Below are 19608 nucleotides of genomic sequence, written 5' to 3'. Positions count from 1 at the left end.
AATCAATCTCCTTGATTTATAGGTTCTGCTTTAGCAATATTTTCTTCAACTGTATGATATAAGGTTAATTTAACTTTACCACGCTCCGTGGTTTCATGCAAAACTTTTTGAGAGATTATTTTTGCCTCAGGCCCCAGCCTTAGTTGTAATTCGTTTTTCGCCTGTTTTCTTCCGACCTGAATTGCTTCTTTCTTCGTTCGGTCAAGTTTATGATACTTTTTTTCACTTAATTTAGATTCGATAAAGTTAATTGGCAGTTCCCATTTTAAAAAATGAATGGGATTGTCATTAACCTCTTCATGAATATTTTTATATTCGGGATCACCAAATCCCCAAATAGGCAATTTAACATCACCAAAACCTAAATAGTACTTTTTTTCATTCTTTCCAGTTAACATTTCAAAATTAGCATGAAGTGGAACGGTTACAGATACTTCATACCATGTTTTTGCGATAACCTCCCCTTCTGCTGCTATCAACTTTGGTTTATCATCATCTTTTTCTTCCTTTCCTGCATCTTCTTCAAAATCAAGTTTCCCAGACACAAGAATATCTCCTGGCTCCACATAATCATTTACATGTTTTTTAGAAAGCCCCTTAGAAACATACATATTTTGGATGACACCTTTTTTAGTTGCAACTAAATTACGGGGGCCTTTAACCTCCTTTTCTTTAACGATTGATTTCTCTACACCTTCAAGAAAATAGGTTGTCCCTTTTTTATTCACACCAACCCACAGTAATTCAGGTATATCACTCACTAACTTTTGTTGAATTACACTTGGTGGTTCTAGTGTTAAACTCCACGACCCTGGGTGAATGCCATATATATCAAGCTGTTTGACGATTTTCTTTTCGATATCTTTAGGCAATCCTGTCACCTTTACATCCCATATAATATTAGATAAAAGAAAAATCAACAGAATACTAACCAAGAGACCTGTAACGATCTCTTTTTTTCTGATTATCCTTTTTAAGAAAAAGGGGGAGCCTTTCTTGTGAATAAAAGATAGCTTGTATATTGTTTCCCTTTTTAATTGCTTGATTAATTTTATATCCTGTAATTTAACATTACCTTGGCAGGAAGTTTGGGACACTTTTTTTACATCCCAAACAAGAATCCCTTGTTTAACACACTTTTGAAAGAAAAGTTCTGGCATATGTCCTTTTACTAAAATGGTTACATATCCGGTTATAAACGATCCTTGAATTTGCTTCATTTCCTCCTCCTTATCACACTTCAATAAAATTACGCTGGAATAAACTTGACTTCCTCAATTTGCCCTTCCACTAAAATCTCTTCAGGAAGCATCATTTTTAAAACAAAGGAAGACCCTAAAATCTGAATAAAACCTTTGTTTGTTTTTAATTTTAGTTCGGTGTCTGAATAGACTTCAAGCCCTTGGTGATTCTCGATATAGCAATGTATTTGCCCAATCATGGTAATTCTAGGAAGTTCAAGAATGACATCTGAAGGAAGTGCAAGATGCTTAGTTAACCATGGTGCGATACGTTTATGCCATTTCACTTACAGAGCCCCCCTCTCACATTCATATTTATGAAAGTTACAGTGAGATAAGAACAAGAATTACGAAAGTGACCAATTCCCTGATTGTACTGTCGGGATCAATCATACATAATCTTTTCACTGACCATCACGATTTTAAAAGCACCGTGAATCTCGCCCCGTAATAATTTGGATTGAATTAACATGTTATCAAAACAAAAAGGCCTTCAAGAAAGCATGCTCGCTTTTCCTGAAGGCTTTTAAGACAGCTATTAATTTTTTCTTCTTCGTTCAGAAATAATACTTTGGTATGGCTTATGTGCCTTGGGTGGTCCTAAAACCTCGGCCATGATAATACCATCAATCAATCCTTTATTTGATAAATTTTTCTTAACCTGTTTCTTTAATGGGGACTTTCGATTCGAAAGCTCACCAGGCTTTCGAATTGTATTACCAATTATCGCATCATGAGGTTGTTTATCAGCCTTTTGCTTGGTATTCGTGTTCATGATATCCGCCAATTGTTTCATTTGGTCTTCTCGCTGTTCCTCCAGTGATGCAGTATTCTTCACCTGTTTCGGTTGCATAGCCGGACCTTCACGTCTTGATTGATAATTTCCACCAGATGGCGTTGCTGTTGGCTTTGGCACTTGATATGGCCGTTTATTTTTTGTCTCTGTTGATTTGTCCTTGAACATCCCAATAGCGCCACCAATTATAGCAAGAATCGCGAGAAATACTTCCATAGTAGTCCTCCTCTATAGCTTTGAGCTTCCTTTATTTGTCGTTATCCTCGTCGTCTTCTTTGGATAGCTTGCCAATTGTATCACGCATATCTGTATCGGCATCAATGTTCTTATAATTCATATAGTCCATTACACCTAGGTTACCCGAACGTAATGCTTCAGCAAGTGCAAGCGGAACATCTGCTTCAGCTTCGACAACTTTTGAACGCATCTCTTGAACTTTTGCAACCATTTCTTGTTCTTGGGCAACAGCCATTGCGCGTCTTTCTTCCGCCTTGGCCTGTGCAATGTTTTTATCAGCCTCAGCCTGGTCTGTTTGTAAGATTGCCCCAATATTTTTACCAATATCAACGTCTGCAATATCGATCGATAAAATTTCAAAAGCCGTTCCAGCATCAAGCCCTTTATTTAATACATTGTGGGAGATTGAATCCGGATTTTCCAACACTTTTGTATGGGCCTCTGAACTACCGATTGTACTAACAACACCCTCACCTACACGGGCGATAACCGTTTCTTCACCAGCGCCCCCGACAAGACGATCAATATTTGCTCGTACAGTAATTCTTGCTTTTGCTTTTACCTCAATTCCATCCATCGCAATACCTGCAATAAACGGTGTCTCAATTACACTTGGATTCACACTCATTTGTACCGCTTCAAGAACATCACGGCCTGCTAAATCGATCGCAGCACAACGTTCAAAACTAAGTTCAATGTTTGCCCGCTGTGCAGCAATTAAAGCATTGACAACCCGATCAACATTACCACCTGCTAAATAATGACTTTCCAATTGATTTGTCGTAACATCCAAACCTGCTTTATGTGCCTTGATTAACGGATTAATTACTCTTGATGGTACAACACGACGTAAGCGCATACCCACCAATGTAAAGATACCTACTTTTACCCCAGCCGCAAGTGCACTAATCCATAACATTACTGGAATAAATGTAAATAGCACAGCAATAACAATCAAAATGATTCCGATGATGATAATCGGCATTAGTTCCTGAAATTCCATTTTTGTATTCCTCCTATTATTTTTCTATTTCTATATACTATAATTCTCTAACCACTACCCTAACTCCTTCAACCTTAACAATTTTCACAAATTTATCTTCCGGTATAAAACTCCCCTCTGACACTACATCGATTCGTTCTTCATCAAATAGTGCTGCGCCTGATGGTCTAAGGGGTGTCACTGTTTTTCCCTCAAGCCCAATTAGTTCTAAACGGTTTGTCGATGATACATAACCCAATTCTGTGGATGTTGTGTCTTTTAAAATAACATGTCGGAAAAAGCCTTTATCCATCCCCATCATTTTAAACAGAATAACAGCGGCAGCAATAGCAATAATTAATGCAATACTAACACTCATTGCCATGTGTCCAATGTCCTGACCTGATAAAAAGAGGGAGCCAAGAATGGAACCAATCCCTAACAGACCAACAATACCACCCGGCACAAAAAACTCTGCAATAATTAAAATAATACCTAGGATAAGTAAAAAAATCGCTTCAAACCCCGCTAATCCAGCAACAATATGGCCATAAAAAAACAACACAAGAGATAGGAGTCCCATTATACCTGGTACGCCAAATCCTGGTGAAAAAAGCTCTACAATAAGTCCCAGGCTTGCTATTGATAATAATATCGGAACAACTACTGGATTCGTTAAAAATCTCGCAATTTCTTCTGAAAGCGTTGGCTCGATTTCTACGACCGTTGCTTTGCTTAAACCAAGTGCTTGTAACAGTTCCTCCCGATTGTCAACGGTTCCTTGCGAATAACCAATATCAAGAGCTGAAGAAGGTTCTAATGTTAAGAATTCTCCTTTTGGTGCTCCATAATCCGGCAAATCGATACTAGAATCAGCCATTGCTGCTGCATATAAAGGATCACGCCCCTTTGATTCTGCGGCACTTTTCATGGCTGATAACCAAGCCGATTGAGCTTTTTTATCAGCGGCTGTACCATTTTGATTTATCACACCACTTGCACCCATTGTTGCCTGCGGTTTCATAAAAATCGAGTCGGTATTTAAAGCAATATAGGAACCTGCCGATAACGCTTGGTTGACAATATAACTGGTTGTTGAAATTTCTAGATTTTGCAGTAATTCCGCAATTTGACTTGCTGCATCTACTCTCCCGCCCGGGGTATCAATTTCAAATATAATGTGATCGGCACCCTCATTTTCAGCCTCTTTAGTAGCACGAGTTAAAAATGATTCCAAGCCTTTCTCTACTTCGTGTTCAATCGGGACAACGTACACTAATTTGCCATTACCATCTGCAGCATGTGTAAAGCTAACACTATGTAAAAAAGCGAATATCATTACAAGACTTATTATGGTATATGCTGGTAACTTTTTTCGTATCACTTTCTCACCCCCTATTTAATTGATTAACTTATATACGGATTGCGATGTTTTTAGGTTTCACTTTATTAATCTGCAAACGAAATAATTAAGATAGGATATAACACAGTAAATGACAGGGCAATACAATAACTACAGATAGTAAAAAAGGTCTCTGCCTAGTTTGACAAAGACCTTTTGTAATTCTTATTTGATGAATAATTAGCTTAAATGCTTTTTCACAAGCATATTAATTTTTGAGCCGTCTGCCTTCCCTTTAACTTTAGGCATAATCGCACCCATCACTTTACCCATCTCATGCATTGATGTTGCATTTACTTCCTGAATCGTCGACTGAACGATTGCCTCAAGTTCATCATCTGACAACTGTTTTGGCATATATTCCTGTAAAATATTGATTTCAATTTCAAGTTTTTTAACAAGATCATCGCGTCCAGCTGATTTAAATTCTTGGAGGGAATCTTTTCTTTGCTTTAACTCTCTCGACAGAATAGTTAATTCTTCGTCTTCAGAAAGTTGTTCTTTACCGAGCTTAATTGTTTCATTTTGTAATGAAGCTTTAACCATGCGAACAACACTTAGCTTTTCTTTATCTTTTTGCTTCATTGCTTGCTTCATTTCCTGATTAAGCTGTTCTAACAATGTCATGCTTGGCACCCTCTTTAGAATTTACGCTTTCTAGCAGCTTCCGATTTCTTTTTACGCTTAACGCTAGGTTTTTCATAATGTTCACGTTTACGATATTCCTGTAGTGTACCACTTTTTGACACACTACGTTTAAAGCGACGAAGAGCATCCTCAAGAGACTCGTTTTTACGAACGCGAGTTGTATTTGACATGCTAATTTCCCCTCCCTCCGAAGCATAAAACAGTTTGTACAGGCATATGTAACTACCTCACATGCCTTGTTAAATTATAATATAACCATTCTTGAAGGTCAACTCATTTTCCCGAATTCGTTAACAATATTAGTTTTAGTAATCGGAATTCCCTTGATTTCCCGCTATGATATCAACACCGGCACTAGCACCAATTCGCGTTGCTCCGGCATCAATCATCGCCTTTGTTGATGCTAAATCACGCACACCCCCAGAGGCTTTTACTCCCATTTCATTACCTACTGTTTCACGCATTAATTTGATATCTTCAACGGTTGCACCACCACCAGAAAAACCGGTGGATGTCTTCACAAAATCCGCACCTGCTGCTTTTGCCAATTTACACGCACGAACTTTTTCATCATCAGTTAGCAATGCTGTCTCAATAATTACCTTTGTTAACGCGTTTCCTTTAGCGGCTGAAACAACTGCTTCAATATCACGTTTTACGGCATCATCATTATTTGATTTCAATTGGCCAATGTTAATCACCATATCAACTTCAGTAGCCCCATCTTTAATTGCTTGACCAGTTTCAAACACTTTTGCTTCTGTCGTTGTAGCACCCAACGGAAAACCGATAACTGTGCAAACTTTTACTTCTGTATCTTTTAAATTTTCATGACAATAAGATACCCAATATGGATTGACGCAAACAGAAGCAAAATGATTTTCTTTTGCCTCTTCAATAATTTGGGTGATTTTATCTTTTGTTGTATCCGGCTTTAATTGTGTATGGTCAATGTATTTTGCTAGATCTTTTCCCATATAAACTCCCTCTCTTGATTGTTGTACGTACCTCTTCGACAATCATAGCATGGTTTAAAATGAAAAACAAATAAACCCGGTATTACACCGGGTTTTAGAAAGCGCTAAAGCCATTAAGAAGTGGCACTAATGTAATCATTTGTCACATCATCCATAACTCGCACAAACGTTCCTTGATTATATGGGTATCCTGATTCCGTGATTTTTACGCGGACAATTTTACCAACCATGTCATGACTGCCCGAGAAAACTACTTTTAGATAATTATCTGTATACCCAACAAGTAAATCTGGATTATCTTGATCAGGCATGCGTTCTTCTGGGATAACTTCTAATACTTCATTTTCATAGTCTGACGCATATTCTTTAGCCAATTGATCAGATAATTCAATCATACGATGGACACGATCATTTTTTACATCGTCATCCACTTGATCACTCATTCGAGCAGCTGGTGTACCTGTTCTTCTTGAAAAAGGGAAAACATGCAGTTCGGAATAACCAATATCTTTAACAAAGTTATACGTCTCCATAAATTCTTCCTCAGTTTCACCTGGAAAACCTACAATAACATCTGATGTGATAGCTAGGCCAGGCAATGCTTTACGAATCTTTTCCACTTTTTCTTTATAGTAAGCACTTGAATATTTTCTACGCATTCTTTTTAAGACTGAATCTGAACCAGCTTGAAGTGGAATGTGTAAGTGACGGACAATTTTCTCCGATTTGTCAAGTACGTCAATTACTTCATCGGTAATTTGACTTGCTTCAATTGAAGAAATACGAATTCGTTTTAAACCATCTACTTTTGTTTCCAGTTCTTGAAGAAGCTTGGCGAAATTGTAATCCTTCAAGTCCTCTCCGTATCCTGCAGTATGAATACCAGTTAAGACGATTTCTTTATACCCCGCATCAACTAACTTCTGAGCTTGATCAAGTACATCTTCTGGTTTTCTAGAGCGCAATAAACCGCGTGACCACGGAATAATACAAAATGTACAGAAATTATTACACCCTTCTTGTATCTTTAACGATGCCCGTGTTCTATCCGTGAATTCAGGAACATCCATTTCCTCAAAGACACGATTTTTCATAATATTAGTGACGCCATTAATTGGCTCACGCGTTTTTTGATGTTCTTCAATGTAATCGATCATTTTTTTCCGGTTTTGCGTCCCCACTACAACATCTACACCAGGGATCTCCATAATTTCTCCAGGAGATGTTTGGGCATAACACCCAGTTACACAAACAACCGATTCTGGATTTTTTCGAATAGCACGACGGATAACTTGTCTACTTTTCTTATCCCCTGTATTTGTAACAGTACACGTATTAATAACATATACATCGGATTGTCGGTCAAAATCTACCCGTTCATATCCATTTTCCTTAAAAATATTCCAAATACCCTCTGTTTCATAATGGTTTACTTTACAGCCCAATGTGTGAAAGGCTACTGTTGGCATTATTTGCACCCCAATTCTTCAAAATGATAAGAAATACTTGCTAATACATATAACGGCGCTGTTTCTGTTCGTAAAATACGTGGCCCTAAACGAACGGGAGAAAAGCCGCCTTCTTTTAATTTATCAACTTCCTGCAAGGAAAATCCACCTTCTGGACCTACACATACCAGAATATTTTGCTGCTCCTTCAAAGAACTTACAGCCGCTGCAAATGACTGATATTCGGCTGTCTTCGCTTCTTCTTCATAGGCAAACAGTAAAACATCATAGTTGCTGCTTTCCCTGATAAGTACATCTACGTTCATCATTTCCCTTATTTCAGGTATTTTATTGCGATGACTTTGTTCACTTGCTTCTTTAACAATTTTTTCAAAACGCTGCATTTTTTTCTCTGTTTTCTTCTTGTCCCAGACAACAACCGATCGTTCAGCTTGAAAAGGAATAAATGCTGCTGCACCTAATTCTGTCCCTTTCTGCAGGACAAAATCAAATTTGTCTCCTTTTGCAAGTCCCTGAGCAATCGTAACATTAACAGGGAGTTCAGTATTTTCGTCAAGCCACTCCATGATCGTTGCTTGGACATAATCGTGTTCAAGTTTGTCAATTACACATATTGCTGCATTGCCACCCGGATTGTTGCATATTATTTTACTACCTTCTTTATAGCGCATTACCCGTGTAATGTGGTGGACATCATCACCGGAAATAATAACTTTATCGCCTTGCCATTTTGTTGCCGGAATAAAATAGCGTTGCAAATTGAACACCTACTTTTGAGCTGGTTTCTTTGCCACAATAGAAACCCAGTCTTCCATCTCATTTATTTCTAAAATAGTAAATCCATTTTCCTGCAGTTGATCTTTTACCATTTGTTTCTTTGCTTGAATGATACCAGATGTGATGAATAACCCATCTTCTTTTAAATTATTCCATGCATCATGAATAAATCGAACAATAATCTCCGCTAATATGTTGGAAACGATAATATCGGCCTGTTTACTTACATGATCCAACAAATTATTTTGCTTGGTCTCAATTTGTTGTCCTAGTTTATTCAGTTTTGCATTCAATTTTGTACTTTTAACAGCAATTTCATCTAAATCATACGCATAAACCTTTTGAGCACCAAGTAAAACAGAAGCAATGCTAAGGACGCCAGAACCACAACCAACATCCATGATCATATCATCTTGTTTAATGTATTGCTCCAGCGCTTGAATACTTAATACCGTTGTTGGATGTGTGCCCGTTCCAAATGCCATACCAGGATCTAGTTCGATGATTAGCTCATCACTTGCTACAGGTGGATAGTCTTCCCATGTTGGTGTAATCGTAATCTTCTTTGATATTTTAACAGGCTTATAATATTTTTTCCATGCTGTCGCCCATTCCTCTTCTTTTACTTCACTTAATGTAATGTTATTTCTACCCAAATCAATATCATAAATCATTAAATTATTAATCGCTTGCTTAATTTCCTCAACCGTCTCACCTAAGAAACTATTTACTGGTAAGTAAGCCTTAACATAAACACCTTCTTCCGGATATTCACTTGTATCCAGATCATAGATTTCGCCAAATTCATTTTCTCTTTCCTTAACCAAATCTAATGGATCTTCAATAACAACACCACTTGCTCCATTTTCATGAAGAATATTAGATATCGGCTCAATCGCCTCATTAGTCGTGTGAACGCATATTTCGGACCATTTCAATAGTACCCACTCATTTCTCAAGAATGTAACAAATATGTAAACGATGTTGCTTCACGCAACACCGTTTCGTAATCTTAACCATTTTCGCTTATCTATTAATCACCTTTGAAGGCCTTTTTAAATCGTTGGAAGAAAGATCCTTCTTGTTCATCTGTTGCTTCATTACCACCAATTTCATTAAATTCACGAAGCAATTCTTTTTGCCGATCTGTTAATTTCTTAGGTGTAACAATACGTATTTGTACATGTTGATCGCCATATCCATAACCACGGACATTTGGAGCGCCTTTTCCTTTTAGACGGAAAATTTTACCTGTCTGTGTGCCGGCCGGAATCTTTAACATTACTTTTCCATGCACAGTAGGAACTTCAATCTCATCACCAAGTGCTGCCTGTGTGAATGTAACAGGTAGTTCACAGTAAATATGATCGCCTTCACGCTCGTAGAATTCATGCGGTTTAACTTTTATTACCACATATAAATCTCCTGCAGGACCGCCATTCACACCTGGTTCTCCTTTTCCAGATACACGAATTTGCTGCCCTTCATCAATACCAGCTGGAATGGAGATATGAATGGTCTTGTTTTTCTTCACTTTTCCAGTCCCACCACAAGTATTACATTTTTCCGGAATAATTTTTCCTGTACCATTACAATGATGACATACCCGGCGGTTAACAACCTTACCAAATGGTGTATTTTGTTCCATATTCAGTTGTCCAGAACCGTTACAATGTGAACATGTTTTCGTTTTCGTGCCAGGTTTTGCCCCCGAACCCTCACAAGTATCACATGTTTCCTCTTTTGGTATATTGATATCCGTTTCCTTACCAAAAATAGCTTCTTCAAAATCAAGGACCATGGTATATTGTAAATCCGCTCCTTGTTGTGGGGCATTCGGGTCTCGTCTTCGTCCGCCACCACCAAAGAACATATCAAAAATGTCACCAAAGCCACCGAAGTCCTGCGCACCACCGCCAAAGCCACCAAATCCTTGACCTTGTGCACCTGCATGGCCAAATTGGTCATATTGAGTACGTTTTTGCTCATTACTTAAAACTTCGTACGCTTCTTTAGCTTCCTTAAATTTATCTGCGGCATCTTCTTCTTTGTTCACGTCAGGGTGATATTTCCTAGCTAATTTTCGATAAGACTTTTTTATTTCCTCTTTTGATGCGTCCTTGCCAACGCCAAGGACATCATAATAATCACGCTTACTCACTTATTCATCACTCTCCCGATACACTACTCGCATAGCTTTAATCTTATCATCATTTATTTGTTAATAGCAAATGTGAGAAAATACTTAAATTCTCAAGCTTATGCGTTCCTTACATGAAAAAAGCCAAAGCCAAGAGAATCCTGACTTTGACTTGGAATTACAGGATAAGGAAAGCTTTCACAGCTGAAACATTACAATTTTGCAATGTCGGTAGAATCTCCCCTTATTGTCTATTAACAATTACTCCTGTTTTCGTTTATTTTTTATCTTCTTCATCGTCTACTTCTTTATAGTCCGCATCAACAACATCGTCATCACCGTTTTGGCCTTCTTGACCTTGTGCTGCTTGCTGTTCCTGTTGCATTTGTTCATACATCTTAACAGATAGCTGTTGAACTTGTTCTTGTAGTGCTTCTTTCTTTTCTTTGATTTGATCTAAGTCATCGGATTCGATTGCTTTTTTCAATTCTTCTTTTGCTTCTTCTGCTTTTTGTTTTTCTTCATCCGATACTTTATCGCCAAGATCTTTGATTGTTTTGTCGGTAGTAAAGATTAGTTGATCTGCTTCGTTGCGTAATTCAACTTCTTCACGACGTTTTTTGTCGGCTTCGGCATTTTCTTCTGCTTCATGTACCATTTGTTCTACTTCCTCATCTGATAGACCGGAAGAAGATTTGATTGTAATTGATTGTTCCTTATTTGTACCCATATCTTTTGCGCGAACATTTACAATACCGTTAGCATCAATATCAAACGATACTTCGATTTGTGGTACACCGCGTGGAGCTGGTGGGATGTCCGTTAATTGAAAACGTCCAAGCGTTTTATTATCCGCAGCCATTTCACGTTCACCTTGTAATACATGGATATCTACAGCTGTTTGATTATCAGCAGCAGTAGAGAATACTTGTGAATGACTAGTAGGGATTGTTGTGTTACGCTCAATCAATTTTGTAGATACGCTACCCATTGTTTCAATACCTAATGATAGTGGTGTAACGTCAAGCAATACAACATCTTTTACATCACCTTGTAACACCCCTGCTTGAATTGCAGCACCAAGCGCAACAACTTCATCTGGGTTTACACCTTTTGATGGTTCTTTACCAATTTCACGTTTGATTGCTTCTTGTACAGATGGGATTCTTGTTGATCCACCAACCAAAATAACTTTATGGATTTCATTAGCAGAAAGATCAGCATCTTTAAGTGCTTTGCGAGTTGGAACCATTGTACGTTCAACTAATTCCGTTGATAACTCATCAAATTTAGCACGAGTCAAATTCATTTCTAAATGTAACGGACCAGCTTCGCCAGCTGTAATAAATGGTAGCGAAATTTGTGTTTGTGTAACACCTGACAAATCTTTTTTCGCTTTTTCAGCTGCATCTTTCAATCGTTGCATTGCCATTTTGTCTTTAGAAAGATCAATACCATTTTCCTTTTTGAATTCTTTTACTAGATGATTAATAATTACTTCGTCAAAGTCATCCCCACCAAGACGATTATCACCAGCGGTAGAAACAACTTCAAATGTACCATCACCGATATCCAAAATAGATACGTCAAACGTACCGCCACCAAGGTCATATACAAGGATTGTTTGATCTTGATCGTCTTTGTCAATACCATAAGCCAAAGCAGCCGCTGTAGGTTCATTAATAATACGTTCTACTTCTAATCCAGCAATTTTACCAGCATCTTTTGTTGCTTGACGCTCAGCATCATTAAAATAAGCTGGAACAGTTATAACTGCTTTATCGACTGTTTCACCTAAATAGTCTTCAGCATATGATTTAATATGTTGTAAAATGATAGCTGAAACTTCTTGTGGTGTATAGTCTTTATCTTCAATTTTCACTTTATAATCAGTACCCATATGACGTTTAATGGATTGAATTGTATTAGGGTTTGTAATTGCTTGACGCTTTGCTACTTCCCCAACTTGACGTTCCCCATTTTTAAATGCTACTACAGATGGTGTCGTACGGTTTCCTTCAGGGTTTGGAATAACGACAGCTTCTCCACCTTCCATTACTGACACACATGAATTTGTTGTACCTAAGTCAATTCCGATTATTTTGCTCATAATCGTGTTCCTCCTTTACTGCTCATCCATTTATTTATTCACTTTAACCATTGCAGGTCGAATAACGCGATCTTTTAGGATATACCCTTTTTGCAATTCTTCTACAACACTATTAGGTTCCATTTCATCATCTTCAATTTGCATAACAGCGTGATGTAAATTGGGATCGAAGGTCTTTCCAACTGCTTCAATTTCTTCTACACCTTGATTTTTTAATGCATCCTTCAACTGGTTGTAAACCATGGTAATTCCTTCTACAAAACTTTTATTTGCTTCGGTAACTTCTTGATTCAGAGCACGTTCGAAGTTATCCAAAGCAGGTAAAAGTTCATTTACCAAATCTTGAGATTTATATTTTCGTTCTTTTTCTTTTTCTTTTTGCGAACGTTTTTTAAAATTCTCAAATTCTGCCTGACTTCGTAACAATTTTTGATATAAGTCATCTTTTTCTTGCTTTACGTTCTCCATTTCCACTTTTAATGTTTCCATTTTACTTTCATCAGAGTCTAATATCTGCTCTTCAACCTTCTCATCTTCTTCATCGATTACTTCGGTGATTTCAGGTTCTGCTTCTGTAAATTCTTTTGTTTCATTATTGTGATCTGCCATCATAGCCACCTCCTCTTTAAATAACCACGTTAGACTATATCATGAAAAGAATGTAAATTAAACTGTAAAGAATGATGGTGAAATGCTGTAGATTCAGCTACTTCCATAGTATAAATTGACTTAATCATTGTTTTTATACCAGATATACAATGCTTCTGTCATTTCGGTTGATAAAACGTTTAATAAAGCAATCACCTTTTTATACTCCATTCTTGTTGGACCAAGTAATGCGATGGTCCCCATCTGTTCATCACCCAAATGATAGGTAGCTGTTATCAAACTTAAATCCTTAATTGCCTCCACCTTGTTTTCATGCCCAATGGTTACTTTGATACCATCTGTTTTCGATTTTAACAGATTAGCAATTTCCTCTTCTTTTTCCATCATCGTATAGAATGAGCGGACTTTTTCAATATCCTTAAATTCGGGTTGCATTAACATATTGGTTTTACCACCGATATATAATTTTGCTGGATATTCATTGAAAAAAGCAGCTTTCAAGTAGTCATATGACTTCTCGAAATCATTTACATACCGCTTCATTAGCTCCAATACTTCGCTATTCAACTTTTCATGCAAGCGAACGATTGGCACACCATAAAGACGATCATTTAATATGTTCACCATTTTCTCCAAATCTGCGGCATTAATTTCTTTCGGTATAGAAAATGATCGATGCTCAACATGCCCTGTGTTCGTAATCAAAATCGCCACAGCTGTTTGTGGTGTTAACGCAACAATTTGAATTTGTTTTAATTTCGCCTCAAATATTTCAGGGCCTAAAATAATCGACGTATAATTTGTCAAATCAGACAGCACTTCAGCGGACTTTTGAACAATTTGCTCGAATTCAAAAAAGCCATCCTGAATGACGTGCCTTATCACATTCACATCTTCCCGCGCTATTTGTGGTGATAACAAATTGTCGACATAATAACGGTACCCTTGCTCTGAAGGGATACGACCAGATGAGGAATGTGTTTTTTCCAAAAATCCCATGTCTTCTAAATCCGCCATCACATTTCTAATGGTAGCTGGACTATAGGGGATGTTTCCTTTTTTAGAAATCGCACGAGAACCAACTGGCTGCGCTGTCTGGATGAAATCATCAATAATGACCTGTAGAATCAATACCTGTCTTTCTGTTAACATGATGACCACCTCTGTTAGCACTCTCTATTAGTGAGTGCTAATTCTATTAATAAATTATCAAATCCTTATTTTTTTGTCAACGAAGATGAACTAAAATATCATCATCCAATAAAAATTGTTCAAATACATCATTACCAAATAGTAATCCTTGATCAGTCAAGCAAATTCTATCTTCCATATTAGCAAGCAATCCTCTATTCACAAGCTGATCAATGGCAGATTTATATAACGCATCCATACTAAAGCCAAACTTTTTAGTAAATGTCGCTTTACTTACACCTGCTAGTCTTCGTAAACCTAAGAACATCTCTTCCTCAACCTGTTCCTTTAATCCAATACGCTCGGTATTTAGAATCGGTTTCCCATCTTCCATCGCCTGTTTAACATAGTGAGGCAGTGGTCTAATATTTCCCGTCCGCACCCCTGGCATATATCCATGGGCACCCGCCCCAAAACCATAATAGTATTCATTGTTCCAATACGTTAAATTATGCTTACTTTCAAAACCCGGCTTGGCAAAATTGCTTATTTCATATTGCAAGTTTCCATTTTGACGCATCGTATTGCGCAAGATTTCATACATCTCCACTTCCGTTTCTTGTGGTGGTCGATGTAGCTTCCCCTTATGATAGCGTTGGTAAAATACAGTTTTAGGCTCAATTTGTAATGCGTAAGTTGAATAATGCGGTAAATCAAATTGAACTGCTTCATCCAATGTGTGCCGGAAATTTTCCAACGTTTGGTTTGGAAGTGCATAAATTAAATCAATACTGATATTGGAAAAATTCTGCTGATGCAGCGCGTCAATTGTTTGATAGACATCTTTTACTTTGTGCAAACGACCAATTTCTTCAAGCATTTTATCATCAAAAACTTGCACACCAAGTGATATGCGTTTAACACCGAAATCTCGTAGTAGCTTTATTTTCTCAGCATCAAAGTCACCAGGGTTCGCTTCGATAGTATATTCTTCACAGTTTTGCACATCAAATTTTTCATTAACCAACTCCAACAATTGACGTAATTGGGTTATGTTTAAAGCTGTCGGCGTACCACCACCAATAAAAATTGTCTTTACCCTATTATTCTTTCCGTTAACATTCACATTTATTTCATTAGCTAATGCTTCCATATATTCATCTGCCAGTTTTTCATTATAAAAAAACTTCGTAAAATCACAATAATGACAGATTTGCTGACAAAATGGTATATGGATATATGCAGATTGTATCAATTAATTTCACCCCTAAAAGTCATCAAAAGAATAGGGTCAAACCTTTGACTACAACAAGGTTTATACCCTATCCATAAAAATTTAATCATCATTCATTTGCAGAACAGCCATAAACGCCTCTTGCGGAACTTCAACAGATCCGACCATCTTCATGCGCTTTTTCCCTTCTTTTTGCTTCTCTAACAATTTACGCTTTCGGGAAATGTCGCCACCGTAACATTTTGACAAAACATTTTTCCGCATTGCCTTAATCGTTGACCGTGCAACAATTTTATTTCCGATCGCCGCTTGGACAGGTACTTCAAATTGCTGCCTTGGAATTAGTTCCTTTAGTTTATCAACAATCTGTTTTCCTCGTTCATAAGCAAAATCACGATGAACAATGAAAGATAACGCATCGATTGTTTCACCATTAAGTAGGATATCCATTTTAACCAGCTCTGAAATTCGATAACCTATTAAGTCATAATCAAATGATGCATAACCTTTAGTTTGTGATTTCAATTGATCAAAGAAATCATAAACTATTTCTGATAAAGGGATATTATATATGATATTTACACGTATATCATCTAAATATTCCATATCAACAAATTGCCCACGCTTTTTCTGGCAAATTTCCATCACTGCCCCAACGAAGTCATTAGGGACCATAACCGTTGCTTTCACAAATGGTTCACGAATTTCCTTTACTTGTTGTGGATCAGGCATTACCGAGGGATTATCAACTTCTACGGTTTCATCATTCGTTTGCTCTACTTCATAAATCACACTCGGAGCCGTTGTAATCAAATCAATGTTAAATTCTCGTTCGATTCGTTCTTGAATAATTTCCATATGTAAAAGTCCTAAAAATCCACAACGAAAGCCAAAACCTAGCGCCTGTGATGTTTCAGCCTCATATTGCAGTGATGAATCATTTAACTCAAGCCGCTCCAACGCTTCTCGTAAATCATTATACTTATTCGAATCAATCGGGTATAACCCACAAAATACCATTGGATTTAATCTTTTGTAACCAGGCAACGGAGTTTCAGCTGGATTATTGACATGTGTAATGGTGTCACCAACCCTTGAATCGCCCACTTGTTTGATCGAGGCTGTTAAATAACCAACATCACCGACGACTAATTCATCTTTTGTAACCGGTTTTGGTGTAAACACTCCAATTTCATTAACTTCAAACTCTTTTTCGGTGGCCATCATCTTTATCTTATCGCCCACCTTAACTGAGCCCTCTTTCACACATACATAAGCAATAACACCACGGTACGGATCATATAACGAATCAAAGATAAGTGCTTTTAGCGGTTCATCGCTGTCGCCAGCTGGTGCCGGCACAGCATCTACAATCCGTTCCAAAATCTCTTCAATTCCAATATTGGCTTTTGCAGAGGCTAATATAACGTCATCTCCATCTATACCAATCACATCTTCCAATTCTTTCGTAACACGGTCTGTATCTGCATTAGGCAGGTCAATCTTATTGATAACAGGAATAATTTCTAGATCATTATCTAACGCAAGATACACGTTTGCGAGAGTTTGAGCCTCGATTCCTTGAGCTGCATCTACCACAAGAATTGCCCCTTCACAGGCAGCAAGACTTCTGGAAACTTCATATGTAAAATCGACATGACCCGGCGTATCGATAAGATGAAATGTAAATTCTTCTCCATTTTTACTTTGGTAATGTAACTGTACAGCGTTCAATTTAATTGTTATACCACGTTCCCGTTCCAAATCCATGGCATCGAGAAATTGCTCTTTCATTTCACGTTGTGTTAATGCTTTTGTATTTTCTAAAATACGGTCCGCTAACGTAGACTTTCCGTGATCGATATGTGCAATAATCGAAAAGTTACGGACGTTTTTTTGTTTTTTTGCCATTAGTGATGTTCACTCCTACTATTTCCGTTTAGACATGACATTAACTAGGATACATTATAGCAATAGCACACCAGACATTCAATTATGATTAATCATTACCTGTCCTTAAATAACAAAACCCCTTCATTATTCGTAAAACACTGAATAGTGAAGAGGTTGTTAAATAGTGTTTTCGGATAGATTGTTGCTATCTGACCCACAGCCCGTACAAGACTACGCACATCCTAAGGCGGCCGGAAAGCGAAGTGTTCTGCCGGAGCGGACCCAAGCACTGAATTATCATTAGAACAAGAAAAAACGTCAAAAAAAAGAATTTTCACTGTGTCACATTATATTTTGTGTAAAAAGCAACAATTTTTTAGAAAACAACCTTTTAGAAAAAATATTAAACAAACAACTGTGCAATTTGATAAACAATCATGACGACCATTTCATAGAAACCTTTTATGCTTGCCTCCAAAAATGATGCCATTTTTTGCGTGAAACCAATAGGTGCATCAATATCCGCTGGCATTTCACTTTCAATTTCGATGGAATCGGTTGTACCCTGCTCCACATTTTTATCCGATACAATAACTTCTTTTATCTCCTCTTCTTGGTGAGCATTATCATCTTGTCCATGATCAATCCCTAACAACATACCGGTTAAAAAGCATACAGCTAACAATAACAATGTGATAAAGGAGCGCACCATCGACTATTCCTCCTCTGCATCCGCGTTTACTTTTTCGGCATCCCAGTAAAAATCACTAAAGACTTCTCCTAAGGCATCTGCGGATCGGTACAATTCCTCAAAGTTGTTTTCCACACCACCAAATTCAAACAGCAAGGAATTTCCCGACAAATCTTGATTATATACACCATTATTTCCCGCACCACCACGTTCAATAAATCCTCTACTTAGGCCAGGATACTTTTTCTCAAGACGATTATGGAGCTCGTAAGCAAGTTTTAAATTCTTTTCATTATTTTCATAATCCGCACCAACAACAATCATAATTCTTGCGTATTTTTTTCCATCGATTTCTACAGTTGTTTTATTCTTAGGAACAGAATCTCGATGAATATCAAAAGCAAATTTGTTATCCTTATTATTTGCGAAGGCTTCTTTTACCACCTCTCGTGAGGCATCATAGGACTGCCAATACTTCCAATCCCTTTTATTTAATTCACTCATAATGTCCGTGTGGTCAACACTTGTTCCAATGCCATTAGCTTCTAATGCCTTAGCGAGCCTGTCACTTACCTTGGTAATGTTAACTTTATCGTGTTGAGCCAAATCCTTATCATTTACTTTAGGTAGATGCGGTAAAAAGGATTCCCTATTATGCGAATTGTAAAGGAATACGACGTCCCGATCGCCGGTCGTTGGTGTATCTTTTTTATCTGTATCCGCATCTGTATCGGCGTCTGATTGATCCGATTCATCAGGCTCATCCATTACGGCTTCTCGATCTTTCAATACTTCTTCTAGTGGTGGTGACGATTCAACAGGCAGGTTCGTATAGTCTGTACCTTCCCCCGCCACAATAATTTTCGTATCAAACGTTGAAAAACCAGGTAATTCATTGCCCAATAAGCTCCTTGGATCATTCGGCTTGATACTTGTCGCCATCTGAAAAAGAGTTGTCGATACCTTTGGCAATTGTTTATCATCTGGATATGCCTTCTGAAATGCTCGGTTTTCCATCCCCATCAAGTACAAAAAAGTAGTACTATCGATTTCGCTTGTCCACTCCGTAATCGCATTGGAAGAAAATCTGTATGCCGGTGAAATGCTTGTTAATATACCTATCGAAACGAACAAAATAATTACACATAGTAAATATATTCCGCTTTTTTTATAGATCCGATTTAATAAACTTCTTCCTTTATCAGGTTGGTTATAATTATAATTCCGACTCATTGTTCCATCCCTTCCGAAGTCTGCGTCATTGGTAAAAT

Annotated in this window: 19 protein-coding genes; all 19 read right to left on the bottom strand. The window is 37.5% G+C overall.

The annotated features are described in order from the left end of the window. Positions 1-2: 2 nt before the first annotated feature. Positions 3-1220 (bottom strand): sporulation protein YqfD, encoded by a 1218-nt coding sequence (yqfD, locus tag C8270_RS12260; RefSeq protein ID WP_106497109.1) that lies wholly within the window; start codon positions 1218-1220, stop codon positions 3-5. 29 nt (positions 1221-1249) lie between these two features. Further along, complete coding sequence (yqfC, locus tag C8270_RS12255; protein WP_106497108.1) at positions 1250-1528, bottom strand: sporulation protein YqfC; 279 nt, start codon at positions 1526-1528, stop codon at positions 1250-1252. 251 nt (positions 1529-1779) lie between these two features. Continuing rightward, the gene (locus C8270_RS12250; RefSeq protein ID WP_106497107.1) at positions 1780-2253 is read right to left on the bottom strand and encodes a hypothetical protein; all 474 of its coding nucleotides are present in this window, start codon (positions 2251-2253) and stop codon (positions 1780-1782) included. A 31-nt stretch (positions 2254-2284) separates the two neighbouring features. Beyond that, positions 2285-3277, bottom strand: a complete 993-nt coding sequence (floA, locus tag C8270_RS12245; protein ID WP_106497106.1) for a flotillin-like protein FloA — start codon at positions 3275-3277, stop codon at positions 2285-2287. A 37-nt stretch (positions 3278-3314) separates the two neighbouring features. Continuing rightward, complete coding sequence (locus C8270_RS12240) at positions 3315-4595, bottom strand: NfeD family protein (protein WP_106498530.1); 1281 nt, start codon at positions 4593-4595, stop codon at positions 3315-3317. 243 nt (positions 4596-4838) lie between these two features. Then, on the bottom strand, positions 4839-5285 hold the full coding sequence (locus tag C8270_RS12235; protein WP_106497105.1) for a GatB/YqeY domain-containing protein: 447 nt from the start codon (positions 5283-5285) through the stop codon (positions 4839-4841). A gap of 14 nt (positions 5286-5299) precedes the next feature. After that, on the bottom strand, positions 5300-5476 hold the full coding sequence (rpsU, locus tag C8270_RS12230; protein ID WP_010650937.1) for a 30S ribosomal protein S21: 177 nt from the start codon (positions 5474-5476) through the stop codon (positions 5300-5302). A gap of 135 nt (positions 5477-5611) precedes the next feature. Further along, a complete protein-coding gene (gene deoC, locus C8270_RS12225; protein ID WP_106497104.1) occupies positions 5612-6283 on the bottom strand; it encodes a deoxyribose-phosphate aldolase in 672 nt (223 codons plus the stop codon). 113 nt (positions 6284-6396) lie between these two features. Continuing rightward, entirely contained in the window at positions 6397-7752 is a 1356-nt protein-coding gene (gene mtaB, locus C8270_RS12220; RefSeq protein ID WP_106497103.1) for a tRNA (N(6)-L-threonylcarbamoyladenosine(37)-C(2))-methylthiotransferase MtaB, read from the bottom strand. Beyond that, positions 7752-8510: a 16S rRNA (uracil(1498)-N(3))-methyltransferase gene (locus tag C8270_RS12215; RefSeq protein ID WP_106497102.1), complete on the bottom strand. Its 759-nt coding sequence runs from the start codon at positions 8508-8510 to the stop codon at positions 7752-7754. Before C8270_RS12215 ends, mtaB begins: the two co-directional genes overlap by 1 nt. A 9-nt stretch (positions 8511-8519) precedes the next feature. Further along, on the bottom strand, positions 8520-9467 hold the full coding sequence (gene prmA / locus C8270_RS12210; protein ID WP_106497101.1) for a 50S ribosomal protein L11 methyltransferase: 948 nt from the start codon (positions 9465-9467) through the stop codon (positions 8520-8522). Between the two features lie 95 nt (positions 9468-9562). Continuing rightward, positions 9563-10690, bottom strand: coding sequence for a molecular chaperone DnaJ (gene dnaJ, locus C8270_RS12205; RefSeq protein ID WP_106497100.1), 1128 nt, complete (start codon positions 10688-10690; stop codon positions 9563-9565). A gap of 256 nt (positions 10691-10946) precedes the next feature. Then, entirely contained in the window at positions 10947-12779 is a 1833-nt protein-coding gene (gene dnaK, locus C8270_RS12200) for a molecular chaperone DnaK (RefSeq protein ID WP_106497099.1), read from the bottom strand. A gap of 30 nt (positions 12780-12809) precedes the next feature. Next, a complete protein-coding gene (gene grpE / locus C8270_RS12195) occupies positions 12810-13388 on the bottom strand; it encodes a nucleotide exchange factor GrpE (protein WP_106497098.1) in 579 nt (192 codons plus the stop codon). Positions 13389-13508: 120 nt separating this feature from the next. Beyond that, positions 13509-14540: a heat-inducible transcriptional repressor HrcA gene (gene hrcA, locus C8270_RS12190; RefSeq protein WP_106497097.1), complete on the bottom strand. Its 1032-nt coding sequence runs from the start codon at positions 14538-14540 to the stop codon at positions 13509-13511. Positions 14541-14616: 76 nt separating this feature from the next. Then, positions 14617-15774, bottom strand: coding sequence for a radical SAM family heme chaperone HemW (gene hemW, locus C8270_RS12185; protein ID WP_106497096.1), 1158 nt, complete (start codon positions 15772-15774; stop codon positions 14617-14619). 81 nt (positions 15775-15855) lie between these two features. Next, entirely contained in the window at positions 15856-17664 is a 1809-nt protein-coding gene (lepA, locus tag C8270_RS12180; protein WP_106497095.1) for a translation elongation factor 4, read from the bottom strand. Positions 17665-18049: 385 nt separating this feature from the next. Continuing rightward, on the bottom strand, positions 18050-18358 hold the full coding sequence (locus C8270_RS12175) for a hypothetical protein (protein WP_106497094.1): 309 nt from the start codon (positions 18356-18358) through the stop codon (positions 18050-18052). Between the two features lie 3 nt (positions 18359-18361). Next, the gene (spoIIP, locus tag C8270_RS12170; protein WP_106497093.1) at positions 18362-19570 is read right to left on the bottom strand and encodes a stage II sporulation protein P; all 1209 of its coding nucleotides are present in this window, start codon (positions 19568-19570) and stop codon (positions 18362-18364) included. Positions 19571-19608 lie beyond the last annotated feature (38 nt).

The sequence above is a fragment of the Lentibacillus sp. Marseille-P4043 genome (assembly GCF_900258515.1).
GTDB lineage: Bacteria > Bacillota > Bacilli > Bacillales > Amphibacillaceae > Lentibacillus_C.
This window is presented reverse-complemented; position numbering and strand designations above follow the sequence as displayed.

Bases quoted from the DNA above. Each gene is read 5' to 3' on its own strand.
- yqfD (WP_106497109.1), bottom strand. From the start codon at position 1,220: ATGAAGCAAATTCAAGGATCGTTTATAACCGGATATGTAACCATTTTA.
- C8270_RS12250 (WP_106497107.1), bottom strand. From the start codon at position 2,253: ATGGAAGTATTTCTCGCGATTCTTGCTATAATTGGTGGCGCTATTGGG.
- floA (WP_106497106.1), bottom strand. From the start codon at position 3,277: ATGGAATTTCAGGAACTAATGCCGATTATCATCATCGGAATCATTTTG.
- C8270_RS12240 (WP_106498530.1), bottom strand. From the start codon at position 4,595: ATGATATTCGCTTTTTTACATAGTGTTAGCTTTACACATGCTGCAGAT.
- C8270_RS12235 (WP_106497105.1), bottom strand. From the start codon at position 5,285: ATGACATTGTTAGAACAGCTTAATCAGGAAATGAAGCAAGCAATGAAG.
- rpsU (WP_010650937.1), bottom strand. From the start codon at position 5,476: ATGTCAAATACAACTCGCGTTCGTAAAAACGAGTCTCTTGAGGATGCT.
- deoC (WP_106497104.1), bottom strand. From the start codon at position 6,283: ATGGGAAAAGATCTAGCAAAATACATTGACCATACACAATTAAAGCCG.
- mtaB (WP_106497103.1), bottom strand. From the start codon at position 7,752: ATGCCAACAGTAGCCTTTCACACATTGGGCTGTAAAGTAAACCATTAT.
- dnaK (WP_106497099.1), bottom strand. From the start codon at position 12,779: ATGAGCAAAATAATCGGAATTGACTTAGGTACAACAAATTCATGTGTG.
- grpE (WP_106497098.1), bottom strand. From the start codon at position 13,388: ATGGCAGATCACAATAATGAAACAAAAGAATTTACAGAAGCAGAACCT.
- hrcA (WP_106497097.1), bottom strand. From the start codon at position 14,540: ATGTTAACAGAAAGACAGGTATTGATTCTACAGGTCATTATTGATGAT.
- lepA (WP_106497095.1), bottom strand. From the start codon at position 17,664: ATGGCAAAAAAACAAAAAAACGTCCGTAACTTTTCGATTATTGCACAT.
- C8270_RS12175 (WP_106497094.1), bottom strand. From the start codon at position 18,358: ATGGTGCGCTCCTTTATCACATTGTTATTGTTAGCTGTATGCTTTTTA.
- spoIIP (WP_106497093.1), bottom strand. From the start codon at position 19,570: ATGAGTCGGAATTATAATTATAACCAACCTGATAAAGGAAGAAGTTTA.